Raw genomic sequence first — 15,564 nt, 5'->3', positions numbered from 1 at the left:
TGTCATGGAAGAAAAACAAGTCATATTGTCGGTGGAACACCTGATGATTTCATTTTCCCAGTATGTGGGGGGATGGCGCCAGAGGGAACTTCCCGTGATTCGGGACCTGAACATAAAGGTACGGGAACATGAGGTGGTGGCCGTAGCCGGTTCCAGCGGTTCGGGAAAGAGCCTTCTTGCCCATGCGGTCATGGGACTTCTGCCGCAGAATGCCGCCTGTCAGGGGACGGTTTTCTTTGAGGGGGAAATTCTGAACCAGAAGCGGAAGGAACAGCTCCGGGGAAGCCGGATGGTACTGGTACCCCAGAGCGTGTCCTATCTGGATCCGCTGATGAAGGTGGGGGAGCAGGTACGAAGGGGACAAAAGGATAAGGAGAGTGTGAAGCGCTGCCGTGAGTCTCTGGGGCGCTACGGGCTGGGAGAGGATACGGAGGGACTGTATCCTTTTGAACTGTCCGGGGGAATGACCAGAAGGGTTCTGATTTCAACCGCAGTGATGGAGCATCCCAGACTAGTCATTGCAGACGAACCCACTCCGGGGCTTCATATCAGAGCGGCCAGGCGTGTGCTCAACCATTTCCGGGAGATAGCGGACGAGGGGGCAGGGGTTCTTCTCATCACCCATGATTTGGAGCTGGCTCTGGAGGTGGCTGACAGAATCGTGGTATTTTATGCGGGTACCAATGTGGAGGAAGCCCTGGCAGCGGATTTTGAGGATGAACAGAGGCTTCGTCATCCCTATACCAGAGCTCTTTTCCGGGCCATGCCCCGACACGGGTTTAAGGCAGCGTCCGGAACCCAGCCCTATGCGGCGGATATGCCCGCGGGATGTCCCTATGGGCCCCGCTGCCCGGATATGGACGAGGGCTGTCTTCAGGAAATTTCCTATCGCAGTTTTCGCGGCGGCATGGTAAAATGCAGGAAGGCGGGAGTATGAGACTGGAAGCAATGAATATTTCGTTTCAATACGACAATGGGAACCGGAAAATACTGAACAATGTCAGCATGAGTCTGGAGAGCGGGGAACGTGTGGGGCTGAAGGCTCCCAGCGGTTTTGGAAAGACTACTTTTTGCAAGATACTGGCTGGTTATGAGAAGCCAGACCATGGGACTGTGGCTTTAGACGGAAAAAGTATTTCTTCCTGGGGCGGTTACAATCCGGTGCAGATGATATGGCAGCATCCGGAACTGTCGGTAAATCCCCGTCTTAAGATGCGGGAGGTGCTGAGGGAAGGGGATGCTGTGGAGGAACGGGTGGTCCGCGGCCTGGGAATCGAACCGGACTGGCTGAACCGGTATCCGGGAGAGCTGTCCGGAGGGGAGCTGCAGCGGTTCTGTATAGCCAGGGCCCTGGGTAAGCGCACCCGGTTCATTCTGGCAGATGAGATAAGCGCCATGCTGGACCTTATCACCCAGAGCCAAATCTGGGGATTCCTTTTGGAGGAAGTGAAGACGCGGGAGCTGGGTCTGCTGGTGGTCAGCCATTCAGAGGAGCTGCTGGAACGTGTTTGCGGCAGGGTGGCTGATTTGAGAACGGATAGCTTAACCGTATGGATTTGAGAGAGGAGAACGAAAGATGGATGTCAGGGAATTACTGGAACAGGTAAAGTCCGGCAGTGTTGAGATAGAGGATGCGCAGATGCGGCTTAAGAACCTGCCATATGAGGATTTGGGATATGCCAAGCTGGACCATCACAGGAAGCTGCGCTCCGGTTTTGGGGAAACCGTATTCTGCCAGGGAAAACCGGATGCGTATTTGCTGGAAATTTATAAGAAATTTTATGAGAGAGACGGGGAGGTCCTGGGAACCAGGGCTTCTGAGAGCCAGGCTGAGCTGGTGAGAACAGCGGTGCCGGAGGTGGTGTATGATCCCATATCACGGATACTCAAGGTGGAGAAGCCGGGTAAAGAGCGCAGGGGGTGTGTGGCAGTGTGCACGGGAGGCACGGCGGACATACCGGTGGCCGAGGAAGCAGCCCAGACCGCTGAATATTTCGGATGCAGGGCAGACCGGATATTTGATGTGGGAGTTGCCGGAATCCACAGGCTTCTGGCCCAGAGGGAACGCCTGGACAAGGCTAACTGCATTGTGGCGGTGGCCGGAATGGAAGGCGCCCTGGGCACGGTGATAGCAGGCCTGGTGGAATGCCCTGTGGTGGCAGTCCCCACCTCTGTGGGATACGGCGCCAGCTTCCATGGGTTATCGGCTCTTCTTACAATGCTTAATTCCTGTGCCAACGGGATATCGGTGGTTAATATTGACAATGGATACGGGGCCGGCTACCTGGCGGCCCAAATAAACAGAATGGCGGTGAGATAAAATGGGAAAGATTTTATATCTGGAGTGTAATTCGGGTATCAGCGGGGACATGACGGTAGGAGCCCTGCTTGACCTGGGAGCGGACAGGCAGGTGCTGGAGAATGCGCTGGAGAGTCTGGGAGTGGATGGATACCATCTGCATTTTGGCCGGAAGGTGGTGTGCGGTCTGGATGTCTTTGATTTTGATGTGCATTTGGAGGCGGATGGGCATGGACACAGCCACGAGCATACGCATCGGCAGGAAGATGCGTATGAGCGCGTAGACAGCTGTGGGCATTCAGAGGTACATGAGCATTGTCATGGGCATAAGCACGAGCACAGCCATGAGCATGAGGACGGCCATTCCCACTCCCATACTCACCGGAACCTCCACGACATTTATCATATCATAGACCATCTGGATTCCAATGAAAGGGTGAAGGAAATGGCCCGGACCATGTTCCGCATTGTGGCGGAGGCGGAATCCAAGGCCCATGGGCTTCCTGTTGAGCAGGTTCATTTTCATGAAGTGGGAGCCATTGATTCCATTGTGGACATTATCAGCGTGGCAGTCTGTATGGACAATCTGGGCGTGGAGGATGTGGTGGTTTCCGCATTGTCTGAAGGCCACGGCCATGTCCGCTGCCAGCACGGTGTACTGCCGGTTCCTGTACCGGCTACGGCTAATATTGCTTCCTCCTATGGACTTAAGCTGCATTTTACAGACAATGACGGGGAAATGGTTACGCCTACCGGGGCAGCCATTGCCGCCGCGCTGCGGACAAAGGACCGGCTTCCGGCTTCCTGCCGTCTGCTTAAGATAGGAATGGGGGCGGGGAACAAGGTCTTTAAACAGGCGAATGTGCTCCGGGCCATGCTGCTGGAGAATTCACAGGATGAGGACCGTACCATGTGGGTGTTGGAGACGAACCTGGATGACTGTACAGGGGAAATGCTGGGCCTTACCATGGAGATGCTCCTTGATGCCGGGGCCGCGGATGTGTGGTATACCCCTATTCACATGAAGAAAAACCGTCCTGCCTATATGATGTCCGTGCTTTGCCGTGAGTCATCCATAGAGGCCATGGAGGAAATCATACTGACCCAGACCACCACCATCGGAATCCGCCGTTATCCAACGGAGAGGACTGTTCTTGAGCGGAGTGAAATCCAGGTGGAAACCAGTTACGGGCCGGCGGATGTGAAGGTGTGCGCTTACAAAGGCAGAAAGTTCTTCTATCCTGAATATGAAAGCATCCGGCGTATCTGTATGGAACAGGGCGCGGATTTTCAGACCGCGTATCATCAGGTACGTAGGAAGGCAGAGGAAAGCCGGCAGGATTAATGGATACAGATAATGTCAGATTAGGAGATTTGTATGAATACGGTAAATAACAGCTACAGTGATGAAAGGCCATCTCTGTATCATATGAAAAAGTGTCTGGAGGCCAGGATGGAGCAGCTGGCCAAAGAGGATATATGCCTTGCGTTTTCCGGCGGAGTGGATTCAAGCCTGCTTTTAAAGACAGCAGCAGACGCAGCCGCCCATACGGGAAGAAACGTATACGCCGTGACGTTTGACAGCCGCCTGCATCCTTCCTGCGACCTGGAGATAGCCAGGCGCGTGGCAGGGGAGCTGGGGGGAATCCATGAAGTCATTACCGTGGACGAGCTGGAGCAGGAGGCAATCAAAAATAACCCGGTAAACCGCTGCTATCTGTGTAAGCGCCATCTGTTTTCCAAGCTGGCAGAACTGGCACAGGCCAGGGGAATCCGGTATATTCTGGACGGCACCAATGAGGACGATATGCATGTATACCGCCCCGGAATCCAGGCGCTTAAGGAGCTGGGAATCATTAGTCCCCTGGCAGAGCTGCGCATAACCAAGGCCCAGGTAAAGGCCCTGGCATCAGAGTACGGAATATCGGTGGCATCCCGCCCGTCCACTCCCTGTATGGCTACCCGCCTGCCTTACGGCGCTGTCCTGGATTATGAGGTGCTGGGAAGAATCGGAGCGGGAGAAGCTTATGTCAGAACCATGGTTCCTGGCAATGTACGTCTCAGGCTTCACGGAGATATCGCGCGCCTGGAACTGGACCCGGAAGCCTTTGATGTATTTATGAAATGCCGGAAGGAAATCGTCAGCCGTCTCAAGGAAATGGGGTTTGTATATATAACCCTGGATGCAGAAGGATTCCGTTCCGGAAGCATGGATGTGGGGCTGACCGGACTGAGCTGACCGGCTCAGGAGGGATGGACTGGGAAAATCGGACCGGACCTGTCTGTCTTGTGAGGAACAGACTGGAAAAGGCGGCCCGCAGCTCCAAGAATAAACAGGAAACCCGGATGAGAGATAAAACATTATCAATAATTGGAGTATATTTTCTCTGAAAATATATTTAAAGAAACTGCAAACATTTTTGCACGGTCTGCATTGCCTGCATTATCTATATATGGATAATGGAGGCATTTTCCATTTTACCCCATAGCATTTCTGTTATCCAAAGACGAATATTTTCCTCTGTTTCTTAACGAAATTGAACTTTACTACCATAAAAAACCGTGCTAGAATTAAAATCATGGGTTTGTAAAGTTTACGTAAAGATAAAGTAAATAATTAAGAGAGTAGGTAAAAAAGAATTATGGACATGTCGTTTTCCTTTTTCCTGCGGCAGCTGGTGACAAATCCGGCATTGTTGATAACAGTTCTTCTGACCCTTGGGGTCATCTGTGTCAATGGTATCACGGATGCGCCAAATGCCATTGCCACATGCGTGTCAACCAGGTCCCTGGATGTGAATCTGGCCATTGCAATGGCGGCAGTATGCAACTGCGCAGGGGTGGTTGTGATGACCATGGTGAATTCCACGGTTGCCATGACCATTACCAATATGGTCAATTTTGGGGAAGATACTTCGATTGCTCTGGTTGCCCTGTGTGCCGCGCTTTTTTCCATTGTGGTATGGTCATCCTTTGCTGTTTCCATTGGATGTCCTACCAGTGAGAGCCATGCGCTGATAGCGGGCCTTACCGGAGCTGCCGTGGCTATCCGCGGAGGATTTTCTGCCATTAACTCGGCAGAGTGGATAAAGGTGGTTTATGGTCTGATTTTTTCCGTTGTATTGGGATTTTTAAGCGGCTACCTTTCCTGCAAGCTGGTGGCCTGGACCTGCCGGGATATGGACCGCCGGAAAACCACCGGATTCTTCCGGTATGCCCAGATTGGCGGAGCCGCCGCCATGGCATTCATGCATGGTGCCCAGGACGGACAGAAATTCATGGGAGTCATGCTGCTGGGTATCTGTATGGTGAACGGGTCCAGCAATACCCAGGGAGTACGGTTTCCACTGTGGATGCTTTTGCTGGGATCGGCCGCCATGGCCCTGGGAACTTCCATTGGAGGAAAGAAAATCATCAAATCCGTGGGTATGGATATGGTAAGGCTGGAGAAATACCAGGGCTTTTCCGCGGATATGGCGGGAGCTGCCTGTCTTCTCGGATTTTCCATTTTCGGTATTCCTGTCAGTACCACACATACTAAAACCACAGCCATCATGGGCGTGGGAGCGGTGAAACGTCTGTCGGCCATTAACTTCAGCGTGGTTAAGGATATGGTGATGACCTGGGTCATGACATTCCCTGGCTGCGGTATCATTGGATTCCTGATGGCGAAGCTGTTTATGATGTTGTTCCATGGATAAGCAAAGGAGAAGATAAGATGTCTAAGAAAAGTGATAGTTATTATTTTCAGAATTTCATTGAGTGCGTTGAGTGCGGGTGCCAGGCAGCTAAAATGCTGGAGGGCAATCTGAACCATTTTGATACAGGGCTTTTACAGGACAAGCTGGACGAGCTGCACCGGATTGAACATGACGCGGATAAGAAAAAGCATGAGATGATGGCGGTGTTAGTCAAGGCATTTATCACCCCTATTGAGCGGGAGGATATCATTCTTTTGAGCCAGAGTATTGACGAGGTGACGGACAAGATTGAGGATGTGCTGATTCGTATTTACATAAACAATGTTCAGCAAATCCGCCCCGAGGCCCTTGCCTTCATAAAAGTCATCATCCGCTGCTGTGAGGCGCTTAAGGAGGTCATGGAGGAATTTGCGGACTTCAGAAAATCCAAGACCCTTCACGGTCTGATTATCGAGATTAACGCTCTGGAGGAGGAAGGCGACAGTCTGTTCATTGATTCCATGCGCAGTCTCCACGCCGAGGTGACGGACCCTATTGAAATCATTGCCTGGAGGGAGATTTACGTATACCTGGAGAAATGCTGCGATGCCTGCGAGCATGTGGCGGATGTGGTGGAAAGCGTGATTATGAAGAATACCTGATGTCCGGCTGCAGCCGCAAACGCCTGGGAGATAGGACCGGCAGGCCACATGGTGTTAACGGACAGGCTTAAATCCTGGAAGAATTTAATCTTTACAGTTTAATTACAGTTTGTACACACAGTTGCATAAAAATAAAGAATGAATTATAATGTAACAAGTGCAGGATGAATAGTATCTGTCTGTATAAGGCAGCTAAGGGAGAATGAAAGGAGATTCAGAATGAAGAGACGTTTGGCGGTTATATTGGCAGCAGTGGCTCTGAGTGTGGTTATGTCGGTTCCGGCCTATGCAGGTACATGGAAATATGTGAATGATCAGTGGAAGTATCAGAGAGGCGCCAATAAGTTTGCCTACAAGGAATGGATTCAGGATAACGGCAACTGGTACTATATGGATAACAACGGCGTCATGACCACGGGATGGCAGCAGATTGACGGCCAGTGGTATTACATGGACCAGGCAGGTGTCATGCAGAGGGGATGGTTTAAGGATAACGACAAATGGTACTTCCTGCTTCCCAACGGAGCCATGGCCACGAATACAGTGATTGACGGACGCCAGATTGGCGCGGACGGCATATGGATTGCAGCGGAGAGTGAGGTGGAACCGGCCAATATTACAGACCTGTCCACACCATATCTGGTGCAGAATCTGTTGGACGGCCTTTCTACTAAGGGATACAATATCATTACCTCCGGCAAAACATCCACCGGCGAGCGCTGGAATAATGCCATCCGTCTGAAAGGCAAAGGAAGCTATGTGAAGTATGCTGCCAACGGACAGTACCGGCTCTTATCCGGCGTTATAGCTCCATCTTCCCAGTTCAGCAGCGGAATCATGGCTAAAGTAACCGTATATGGTGACAATGATACCGTACTCTATACGTCACAGGATATTCATTACAATGAAAAGCTGATTCACTTTGGCGTGGATGTGACCGGACAGAATGCGATTCGCGTTGAGGTTTCTCTGGTTACGGATAATGAGTGGGATGATCCCATTATACTGATGGATGGTCTGTCACTGTATAAGTAGGCAGAGGCGGATGTCCGGGAAACGGAAAAACCAAACATAATGAATAGATTAGAAAACAGGCTGAGGACCGCGCCTTTTGGCGCGGGGGGACTCAGCCTGTTATTTTTTTCATGGGAGTACTCTGCTTCTCATTTTCAATCTTTACCTCCATCCCGGGAAGCGGTGCGCGGCCTTCAGGGCAGCCGCTGGTGCTTCCGCTTTGAGATTCTGATCCCGGAAGCTCTCCATTGGACTGATACTGGTCCCATTATATCATAAATTTTGAATAAGATTAATGGCAAAAAGGACTAAAATCAGTCCGGATATTCAGGGGTGGCAGAATGGACATAATTAAGAATGATGAGAGTGCTAATATAGGGGCGAATATCCGCAGAATCCGGAAGGAAAAGGGGATTGGACAGACAGAACTGATTCAGAAGATTGACCTGGCAGAGTGGGATTTTGAGGTGAATCTCACCAGGGAGGCCCTGGTAAAAATTGAGCGGGGCATCCAGCATATCAAGGTGTCCCAGCTAAAGGCCATCAAGGTTATTTTGGAAACGACCTATGATGAGCTGTTAAAGTAGACGGCGGTATGGAGTTAGGCCATACTATCCCGCTGTAGAAATTCCTGAGAATACAGACGCCGCCATATGGTACGGACAGCCGCCTCTTTTTCTGTAGCCTGTCCACTGTCATGAGGTGAACCGGGAACGCTGCCGGATGGCTGGATATGAAGGTTATCAGCATCCTGTGCAGTGCTTTGGGGCGGATATGGAGCGGATGCTTCCCGGGCACAGGATGAGCGGGAAGCATTTCATGATACAATCCTGCAGCAGTCATAGGTCAGGGCCAGAACCGAATCACCGGCGTCTGAATCCAGGAATATATGTACGGCCATCATGAGTGCCATGTACATACCCTTACAGTTCTCCGTAATGTCCAGACCGCCGCTGTTGCGAAAGAGGACGTCGATGGTCCCGTTGTCCCGCTCAATCTGCAGCAGGGAAGAGGTCATCTGGGCATATTCTTTGAAGATGGGGAGAAGTGTATGGTCAAACCATACATTGTACCGCTCGTATTGGGCCAGCTGTGCGGTTTCACGGATGTTTCTGACCGCCTCCCTGGCCATCTCCAGTTCCTTATCCGACATGCAATCCAGTAATCCGTAGATATCTTTGGCGTTGCCGGTGTCTGTAAAGTCATATTGTTCCATAGGGTCACCTCATTGAATTTTTTAATAGTGGACTGGTTTTGGTCCCATTATATCATAAAATCTCCATAATATGAAGAGTGAAATGGACTGGAATGGGTTCAAAAATGGGGACATGAAATGAGGGTTTATGGAATCATGCGTACAGGGGAATGGTAATGGATGTGATAAAAGATGATAAAGGAACCAATATTGGCACCAACATACGTAGAATCAGGCTGAAGTCTAAAATCAGCCAGACGGATCTGGTCCGTATCCTGCAGATGATGGGGGTAGACATTACGAGGGAGGCATTGGTGAAGATTGAGAAAGGGACGCAGCATGTAAAGGTCTCTCAGCTGAAAGCCATCAAAACAGCGCTGGGAACGTCCTATGAAGAACTGCTGGAATAATGAGTGAGGAGGACCGTACACTGAACGCGTGGTATACGTCCCTCTAAGGGTTTCGGTATTATGGGATGGTAAATTATGGAATGGGTTAAGCTGTGATAAAGTACGCAGAGGTCAAAGGACATCCACATGACATCAACAGGGAATTAACAAGATATCCACAAAGTTATCCACATTATCCACCGAAAACACTGGATATTTCATGAGAATAGTCTGAAAATAACTGATTTGTTACTGTGTATAACTGAAATGTAGGACAGGATGATTAGGATAAGATACGATGGTCTTTCTGTTTATGCCAGAGGGAATATGGCAGGGGATTGTGCGGCAGAAGTATTGTGAAGCAAAAGATTTTTTGCAAAAGTAATGTATCTGTTAGAAAAATTTATAGTGGTACTAAGGACTCTCATGATGTAATGTCATGGGAGTCTTTTTGTACAATGACAGGAGTTGTCCATAATGGATGTTATAGCTACAGACTGCCGCCGAAGGGACTGAAGGAATTGGTTCTAACCTATGAATTATAAGTATTAAGGCTCCTTTTTTCAATGGAATTAAGCTGCGTGCGATACTGGGTGGGAGTCATTCCGTATAGATTTCTAAAGGACTTCAGGAAACTGTTATAGCTGGCAAAGCCGCTGTTTGTACAGGCATCCAGTACGCTGTGTCCGGCGGCAATATCACGGCGGAAGTGCTGCATTCGCAGGTTGTTGATATATCCGTGAATGCTCTCCATAGTGTATTCCTTGAAAGCTCTGGAGAGATGCTCCCGGCTGATGAAGATATTTTCAGCGAGAGACGCCACCGTAAGGGTGGACTCGGTGTAATGCTTCTGGATGTATTCAACAGCCCGGGAAATCAGCGCGCTGGTTAAGCTGGGGGATTTGGTATGCTGCTCCTCCACGAGTTGGTTGATAAAAAGCTGGAGTTCCATCAGCTCACAGTTTAACACCGTTTTCTGATAAGCTTTTTTGATCCAGGGAATCTGGGCCATGCGCTCCAAATGCCCCCGCAGGTCCAAGGCGGATACAGCGTCCGCGCTCAAAATAACGATATTCTTCTGCCAATCCGGATTGATTAATCCGGATGCGTGAATGGCATAATCCCAGATTTCCGCGCCAATCTGGACAACCAGTCGGTTAGATACGATGTCTGTAACCGTATAACGTCCGGAGTGATAAATTTCCGCGGGAAAAAAGACCATCTCTCCAGGATGGAGGGTGTAAAGGCTCCCCTGAAAGGCGTAGAGCACGTTGCTTCCGGAGATCGGCAGAACGATTTCGTGGTACGGGTGTGAGTGGACCACAGACTGCTTGTTGTTCTGGTTTGTGTACCAGGTTACAACCACTCCATAGTCCTCAAGACCGATGCGGGCCATCTCCTGTGTCAGAATGGAATCAGTGCAGTGTGTAATCTTCTGAACAATCATGTAGTTTCCCCCTTCTTTGCTTAAATCAAAAAACCATCTTCTTCTTTTTCCAAAAGTATATTCTTTAATATCACATTTTGCAAGTTTTTAATCACAAAAGAATGGGACTTTTATGATATAAAACTGATAAAATTTGCTTATATAAACAAAAAATATATCAATTATTGATGAAATTCATAATATTTTAATCGTATATTTGTGCAAAAATGCCTTAATTTTTGAAACGGAGACCGGCAATGAAAAACAATAGCATGCAATTTAAAGCGCGGATGATATTCCATAGCTGCATAAAAAGCAACAGTTGACAGCCGCAAAGCAGGCGTTGGCTGATTGATAAATGAAACCATTTTAAAGGAGGAAGTAAGTTATGAGATTACGTAATTGCGCAATGATGGCATTGGCCGTAGCAGGAGCAATGATGCTGACGGCATGTGGAGGCGGATCAGGCACTGCTGCTTCGCAGGCGGCAGGAGGAAACGGCGGGGCATCGGCTTCTGAGCAGACCTTTAATCTGAAGCTGAGCCATGGACTGGCTGAGGATCATGCGGTGCACATCCAGATGACTGCATGGGCTGAGGCAGTGAAGGAGAAGTCCAACGGAACAATCAACATTCAGATCCTTCCCAATGGTCAATTGGGATCTGAAGCGGACAATGTTTCTTCCATTCAGGCAGGTGCGCTGGATATGGCAAAGGTTTCCGCGTCAACCCTTGGTAATTTCAACGAGGCATGGAACGCTCTGTCTGTTCCGTATGTATTCAACGATAAGGATCATTACTATAAGGTTATGGATGGCGAGATAGCCGGGGAACTCTACAACATTACCGAGGGCGACGGCTTTATTGGACTGACCTGGCTGGATTCCGGTTCCCGTTCCTTCTATACCGCCAACACACCCATTCGAGTACCGGCTGATTTAAAGGGATTGAAAATCCGCACCATGGACAGCCAGATAGCCATCGACATGATGAACGCGCTGGGCGGCTCCGCAACGGTCATGAGCTACTCTGAGATTTATACTGGCCTGCAGCAGGGAGTAATCGACGGCGCTGAGAATAACATCACCGCTCTCCGCGATCACAGCGATGTTACAAAATACTACTGCTATGATGAGCATACCCGTATTCCTGACGTCATTGTAATCTCCACCAAGGTTTGGAATCAGATGAGCGACAGCCAGAAGAACATCATGAAGGAGACTGCGGCGGCCGCAACAGACGAGTACAAGACCCGCTGGGCGGATTTTGAGAACGAGGTTAAGACTGGGGCGGAAGGAAACGGCATTACCTTTGTAGAGGATGTGGACACCGCGGCATTCCAGGAGGCATGCCAGTCTATTTATGACGGCTTAAAGACCAGCAACGCGGAGGTATATGCAATCGTTGAGAAGATTCAGGCTGCCGGCAGGTAGGAACCGGCCGGATGCTGTTGCTTACTTCATGAAGGAGATGAGATTTTGAAAAAGTTTAATGATTTTCTGGATACCGTAATGCGCTTTATCATGGCCGCTGCCATGTTTGCTCTTCTGGCAGGCGGTACATGGCAGATTTTTACCCGCTGGATTTTGAAAAATCCGTCTACATTTACGGATGAATTTCTCCGCTACGTGCTGATCTGGGCATCCATGCTTGGTTCTGCCTACTGCTTTTACAAGGATGAGCATCTGGCGCTGGATTTGGTAAAGGATCGTGTGAAAGGATCGGTGCGCTCTGTCCTTATGATTTTCATTGAGGCGGCGATTCTGTTCTTTGTGTGCTATGTTTTTATTTACGGCGGAATGCAGCTTGCAGGCAATGCAACCAACAAGTCCTCCGTGATGCGTATCCCGTTTAGGCTGCTGTACGCATGCCTTCCGATCTCAGGCATTTTCATTGTGATTGCCCGTGTAATCAAGTATATACAGCTTTTTACTGACAGCAAAGGAGGGAAATAAGCATGGTTGTTCAGGCTGCGTTAATGCTGTTTGGTTCATTTTTTGTTATGCTGTTTGCAGGCGTTCCGATTTCGGCGGGAATTGGTATCGCTTCCATTATTACTGCAATCATGAGCGGTATGGACGGGAATATCTTCGCGTTGACAGCGGCACAGAGATGCTTCTCCGGCTGCGATTCCTTCTCCCTTCTGGCTCTGCCGTTCTTTTCATTGGGCGGCAACGTTATGAACAAGGGAGGGATTGCAAAGCGGCTGGTCCGTCTTGCAAGACTGCTGGTAGGATGGGTACCCGGATATCTGGCAGCTACAAATGTACTGGCGAATATGTTTTTCGGCGCCGTATCCGGTTCTTCCGTAGCGGCAACCTCCGCGATGGGTTCCATCATGAGCCCGCTGGAGCTGGACGAGGGATATGATCCCAATTATTCCGCGGCTGTAAACATCTGTTCGGCGCCGACAGGAATCCTGATACCGCCGTCTGGTCCGTTAATTCTGTATTCCATCACCGCAGGCGGCGTTTCCGTGGCAGCCTTGTTCATGGGCGGCTATCTGACCGGAGCTCTGCTTGGCATTGCAGTCGCGGGGCTGGCAATCTTTTTGGCGGTGAGGAAGGGCTACAAGGCATCCGCTGTGAAGGAGGAGGATCCGGCATGGAAGATCGTGCTGGAGGCAGTTCCGTCCCTGTTGGCTGTTATTATCGTAATGGGCGGCATTTTGACCGGTATTTTCACGGCAACGGAGGCAGGCGTGGTCATGTGCCTGTACTGCACGCTGCTGGCAATCATCTACCGTGAGATGAGTATAAAAACCTTTTATGACCTGCTTGCAGACACGATGAAGAGTTCCGCGACAATTCTGTTTCTGATTGCGGCATCCTCAATCATGTCCTACGTGATGTCCTATTCTGGTATTCCGGCGGCTATCAGCGAGGGGCTGATGAGTGTTTCCAATAATCGGTATATGATTATTTTAATCATGAATGTGTTCCTGCTGGTGATGGGTATGTTTCTGGATTTGACTCCGGCCGTGCTGATCTTCACTCCAATCTTCCTTACAATCGCCACCAGCGTTGGAATGAGTCCGGTGCATTTCGGACTTATGCTGATTATGAACCTTGGTATCGGCTCCGTAACACCACCGGTAGGTTCCTGCCTGTTCGTGGGCTGCGGTGTCGGCCGCGTAAAGATTGAGGGGGTTACTAAATATATTGCTCCGATTTTTACGGCAATGGTAATCTCCCTGTTCCTGGTAAGCTTTATCCCTGCTATCCCGCTGCTTGTGCCGTATCTGTGCGGTCTTGTGCCAAGCATGTGGTGGTAATAATGGTAAAAAGCGGAAAAAACCCATCGATAACCCTAAGAATGGAGACAGAGTATGGATATTTGCACACAATTTTCAGGAATTGAAAGGACAGACAGCGCATGGCTGGTACATACAAACTGCGCCGATATCAAGATTATATTCGTTACCGATGAGATTGTGAGGGTCCGTACCTCATTTGACAAGGAATTTACGGAGGAATCCTATGTTTTGATGATAACGGCATGGGAGGACCGCCTGGACCCGCTGTTTGAGGGGGAGAGAACTCGTGTGGAGCCGGTAATCCCCGGGGTGGAAGAAACAGATAATGAGATTACCTTCGATACCGGAAAAATCCGCCTTGTACTTATGAAGGATCCCATTGGATTTGAGCTGTATGACACGGAAGGAACCCTGCTTTACAGTGATCTGCACGGAAATCCCGTTCGCTGGACTCCAACCGCCGCGTGACCCATTATTCCTTTATGGAGGAGGAAGGCTTTCCGATTGACGGCTTCCATCTTTCCTCCGGATATACCAGCGTTGGAAACAAGCGCTGCGTGTTCACATGGAATACGACCCGCTTTAAGGATCCATCTGCATATTTCCATGCAATGCAGGACAAGGGGGCGGAGAATGTTCCCGATATCAAGCCTGGGATTCTCCTGTGCCACCCGTGGTTTGAGGAGTTCAAAAGCCAGGATGTGTTTGTGAAGGACAGCAAGAATCCGGAGCAGTACGCGGTGGGAAGCTGGTGGGGCGGTCCCGGGGCGTTCTGGGATTTTACAAAGCCTGCGGCTCGTGAGGCATGAAAAAATATGTGACCGGAAGCCTGGTTGCTGTGGGAACCAACTCAATCTGGAATGACAACTGTGAGTATGACAGCCTGCTGGATAAGGATGTTATTGCGGACTTTGACGGCAAAGGCGGTACCATTGCCCAACTGAAGCCAATCATGAGCACGCTGATGTGCAAGCTGAGCAACGATGCGGTGAAGGAGCATGACGCGGATATGCGGCCCTATTCCGTATGCCGAAGCGGAAGCAGCGGCATCCAGCGTTATGCGCAGACCTGGTGCGGCGACAACTATACCAGTTGGAAGAGCTTAAAGTACAACATTCCGGCCATCACCGGAATGGGTCTCTCCGGGCAGCCGAATGAAGGCAGCTATGGCGGATAATCAACTGATGAACATGGAACGCGACTGTGTGGAGGAACTCCGTCTGATTATTGCCTCGGCAAGGGAAGGCTCTCAATTTGTGCTGTACGATGATGACGGAAGAACCAACGATTTTGAAAAAGGAATTTTCCGCAAAACCACTGTCAGCGTCAGCGGGACCGATGTGGTGAAGGTTGATTTTACCGCTGAGGGTGACTACCGGGATACAGTAAAGAGCGTTACAGTAGAAATCATCCGCAAGGACAGGAGCCCATTCTGGGCAGCTCTTGGCGGGCAACGGCTGGAGCACTACTTAAACCGCAGGAAGTTTGAAGCGGCGGACAGCGGCTGGTATTACAGCCAGACGAAGAAGGCCGTTCTGGTAAAATATGCAAATCCGAAGAAGGATGCTCAGTTGGTTGTATCCTTTGAAGATTTTGATTTGATTGGGATGTAACTATCGACGCAGCCGTCTGAGTTCGGGCGGC

19 protein-coding genes are annotated in these 15,564 nt (G+C 50.0%); 17 read left to right on the top strand and 2 right to left on the bottom strand.

All coding sequences use genetic code 11. From position 1 onward, the window contains the following. The first annotated feature begins 4 nt into the window (after positions 1–4). The 9 genes from LA360_RS14285 to LA360_RS14245 all read left to right on the top strand — a co-directional run bounded on the left by LA360_RS14285 (position 5) and on the right by LA360_RS14245 (position 8,242). Entirely contained in the window at positions 5–937 is a 933-nt protein-coding gene (locus LA360_RS14285) for an ATP-binding cassette domain-containing protein (protein WP_002594846.1), read from the top strand. After that, positions 934–1,560, top strand: a complete 627-nt coding sequence (locus LA360_RS14280) for an ABC transporter ATP-binding protein (protein ID WP_002587514.1) — start codon at positions 934–936, stop codon at positions 1,558–1,560. The genes LA360_RS14285 and LA360_RS14280 overlap by 4 nt, the downstream gene beginning before the upstream one ends. Positions 1,561–1,576: 16 nt before the next feature. Beyond that, complete coding sequence (larB, locus tag LA360_RS14275) at positions 1,577–2,320, top strand: nickel pincer cofactor biosynthesis protein LarB (RefSeq protein WP_022203529.1); 744 nt, start codon at positions 1,577–1,579, stop codon at positions 2,318–2,320. Position 2,321: 1 nt separating this feature from the next. Next, on the top strand, positions 2,322–3,644 hold the full coding sequence (gene larC / locus LA360_RS14270; RefSeq protein ID WP_112482107.1) for a nickel pincer cofactor biosynthesis protein LarC: 1,323 nt from the start codon (positions 2,322–2,324) through the stop codon (positions 3,642–3,644). A gap of 33 nt (positions 3,645–3,677) precedes the next feature. After that, a complete protein-coding gene (gene larE / locus LA360_RS14265; protein ID WP_057572006.1) occupies positions 3,678–4,538 on the top strand; it encodes an ATP-dependent sacrificial sulfur transferase LarE in 861 nt (286 codons plus the stop codon). Between the two features lie 403 nt (positions 4,539–4,941). After that, a complete protein-coding gene (locus LA360_RS14260; RefSeq protein ID WP_002587518.1) occupies positions 4,942–6,000 on the top strand; it encodes an inorganic phosphate transporter in 1,059 nt (352 codons plus the stop codon). Between the two features lie 17 nt (positions 6,001–6,017). Next, complete coding sequence (locus tag LA360_RS14255) at positions 6,018–6,641, top strand: DUF47 domain-containing protein (RefSeq protein WP_002587519.1); 624 nt, start codon at positions 6,018–6,020, stop codon at positions 6,639–6,641. 219 nt (positions 6,642–6,860) lie between these two features. Then, the gene (locus LA360_RS14250; RefSeq protein WP_057572007.1) at positions 6,861–7,676 is read left to right on the top strand and encodes an NPCBM/NEW2 domain-containing protein; all 816 of its coding nucleotides are present in this window, start codon (positions 6,861–6,863) and stop codon (positions 7,674–7,676) included. 320 nt (positions 7,677–7,996) lie between these two features. Further along, entirely contained in the window at positions 7,997–8,242 is a 246-nt protein-coding gene (locus LA360_RS14245) for a helix-turn-helix domain-containing protein (protein ID WP_002587521.1), read from the top strand. A 230-nt stretch (positions 8,243–8,472) separates the two neighbouring features. Here the strand turns inward: LA360_RS14245 and LA360_RS14240 are convergent, their stop codons facing one another. Then, positions 8,473–8,871 (bottom strand): hypothetical protein, encoded by a 399-nt coding sequence (locus LA360_RS14240; RefSeq protein ID WP_022203533.1) that lies wholly within the window; start codon positions 8,869–8,871, stop codon positions 8,473–8,475. 155 nt (positions 8,872–9,026) lie between these two features. On the opposite strand from LA360_RS14240, the gene LA360_RS14235 reads away from it, so the two are divergent. Beyond that, positions 9,027–9,260: a helix-turn-helix domain-containing protein gene (locus LA360_RS14235; RefSeq protein ID WP_112482105.1), complete on the top strand. Its 234-nt coding sequence runs from the start codon at positions 9,027–9,029 to the stop codon at positions 9,258–9,260. A 511-nt stretch (positions 9,261–9,771) separates the two neighbouring features. Here LA360_RS14235 and LA360_RS14230 read toward each other — a convergent pair. Then, entirely contained in the window at positions 9,772–10,686 is a 915-nt protein-coding gene (locus tag LA360_RS14230) for a helix-turn-helix transcriptional regulator (RefSeq protein ID WP_057572008.1), read from the bottom strand. Positions 10,687–11,053: 367 nt separating this feature from the next. On the opposite strand from LA360_RS14230, the gene LA360_RS14225 reads away from it, so the two are divergent. From LA360_RS14225 to LA360_RS14200, 7 genes are read left to right on the top strand one after another with little or no spacing between them, the layout of a single operon-like run. Continuing rightward, the gene (locus LA360_RS14225) at positions 11,054–12,097 is read left to right on the top strand and encodes a TRAP transporter substrate-binding protein (protein ID WP_112482103.1); all 1,044 of its coding nucleotides are present in this window, start codon (positions 11,054–11,056) and stop codon (positions 12,095–12,097) included. 45 nt (positions 12,098–12,142) lie between these two features. After that, on the top strand, positions 12,143–12,619 hold the full coding sequence (locus LA360_RS14220) for a TRAP transporter small permease (RefSeq protein WP_002587526.1): 477 nt from the start codon (positions 12,143–12,145) through the stop codon (positions 12,617–12,619). 2 nt (positions 12,620–12,621) lie between these two features. Then, a complete protein-coding gene (locus LA360_RS14215; RefSeq protein WP_057572010.1) occupies positions 12,622–13,938 on the top strand; it encodes a TRAP transporter large permease in 1,317 nt (438 codons plus the stop codon). Between the two features lie 54 nt (positions 13,939–13,992). Then, complete coding sequence (locus LA360_RS14210; protein ID WP_022203538.1) at positions 13,993–14,388, top strand: alpha-glucosidase domain-containing protein; 396 nt, start codon at positions 13,993–13,995, stop codon at positions 14,386–14,388. Then, positions 14,385–14,729, top strand: coding sequence for a TIM-barrel domain-containing protein (locus LA360_RS29730; protein WP_278335977.1), 345 nt, complete (start codon positions 14,385–14,387; stop codon positions 14,727–14,729). Before LA360_RS14210 ends, LA360_RS29730 begins: the two co-directional genes overlap by 4 nt. Beyond that, positions 14,726–15,097, top strand: coding sequence for a TIM-barrel domain-containing protein (locus tag LA360_RS29725; protein WP_263870232.1), 372 nt, complete (start codon positions 14,726–14,728; stop codon positions 15,095–15,097). Before LA360_RS29730 ends, LA360_RS29725 begins: the two co-directional genes overlap by 4 nt. Beyond that, on the top strand, positions 15,087–15,533 hold the full coding sequence (locus LA360_RS14200; protein WP_225537544.1) for a DUF5110 domain-containing protein: 447 nt from the start codon (positions 15,087–15,089) through the stop codon (positions 15,531–15,533). The genes LA360_RS29725 and LA360_RS14200 overlap by 11 nt, the downstream gene beginning before the upstream one ends. Positions 15,534–15,564: the final 31 nt, after the last annotated feature.

Source organism: Enterocloster clostridioformis, assembly GCF_020297485.1.
GTDB classification, from domain to species: Bacteria; Bacillota; Clostridia; order Lachnospirales; family Lachnospiraceae; genus Enterocloster; species Enterocloster clostridioformis.
This window is presented reverse-complemented; position numbering and strand designations above follow the sequence as displayed.

Excerpts from the sequence above, each read along its gene's own strand:
- LA360_RS14285 (WP_002594846.1), top strand. The coding sequence starts at position 5 with ATGGAAGAAAAACAAGTCATATTGTCGGTGGAACACCTGATGATTTCA.
- LA360_RS14280 (WP_002587514.1), top strand. The coding sequence starts at position 934 with ATGAGACTGGAAGCAATGAATATTTCGTTTCAATACGACAATGGGAAC.
- larB (WP_022203529.1), top strand. The coding sequence starts at position 1,577 with ATGGATGTCAGGGAATTACTGGAACAGGTAAAGTCCGGCAGTGTTGAG.
- larC (WP_112482107.1), top strand. The coding sequence starts at position 2,322 with ATGGGAAAGATTTTATATCTGGAGTGTAATTCGGGTATCAGCGGGGAC.
- larE (WP_057572006.1), top strand. The coding sequence starts at position 3,678 with ATGAATACGGTAAATAACAGCTACAGTGATGAAAGGCCATCTCTGTAT.
- LA360_RS14260 (WP_002587518.1), top strand. The coding sequence starts at position 4,942 with ATGGACATGTCGTTTTCCTTTTTCCTGCGGCAGCTGGTGACAAATCCG.
- LA360_RS14255 (WP_002587519.1), top strand. The coding sequence starts at position 6,018 with ATGTCTAAGAAAAGTGATAGTTATTATTTTCAGAATTTCATTGAGTGC.
- LA360_RS14250 (WP_057572007.1), top strand. The coding sequence starts at position 6,861 with ATGAAGAGACGTTTGGCGGTTATATTGGCAGCAGTGGCTCTGAGTGTG.
- LA360_RS14245 (WP_002587521.1), top strand. The coding sequence starts at position 7,997 with ATGGACATAATTAAGAATGATGAGAGTGCTAATATAGGGGCGAATATC.
- LA360_RS14240 (WP_022203533.1), bottom strand. The coding sequence starts at position 8,871 with ATGGAACAATATGACTTTACAGACACCGGCAACGCCAAAGATATCTAC.
- LA360_RS14235 (WP_112482105.1), top strand. The coding sequence starts at position 9,027 with ATGGATGTGATAAAAGATGATAAAGGAACCAATATTGGCACCAACATA.
- LA360_RS14230 (WP_057572008.1), bottom strand. The coding sequence starts at position 10,686 with ATGATTGTTCAGAAGATTACACACTGCACTGATTCCATTCTGACACAG.
- LA360_RS14225 (WP_112482103.1), top strand. The coding sequence starts at position 11,054 with ATGAGATTACGTAATTGCGCAATGATGGCATTGGCCGTAGCAGGAGCA.
- LA360_RS14215 (WP_057572010.1), top strand. The coding sequence starts at position 12,622 with ATGGTTGTTCAGGCTGCGTTAATGCTGTTTGGTTCATTTTTTGTTATG.
- LA360_RS14210 (WP_022203538.1), top strand. The coding sequence starts at position 13,993 with ATGGATATTTGCACACAATTTTCAGGAATTGAAAGGACAGACAGCGCA.
- LA360_RS29725 (WP_263870232.1), top strand. The coding sequence starts at position 14,726 with ATGAAAAAATATGTGACCGGAAGCCTGGTTGCTGTGGGAACCAACTCA.
- LA360_RS14200 (WP_225537544.1), top strand. The coding sequence starts at position 15,087 with ATGGCGGATAATCAACTGATGAACATGGAACGCGACTGTGTGGAGGAA.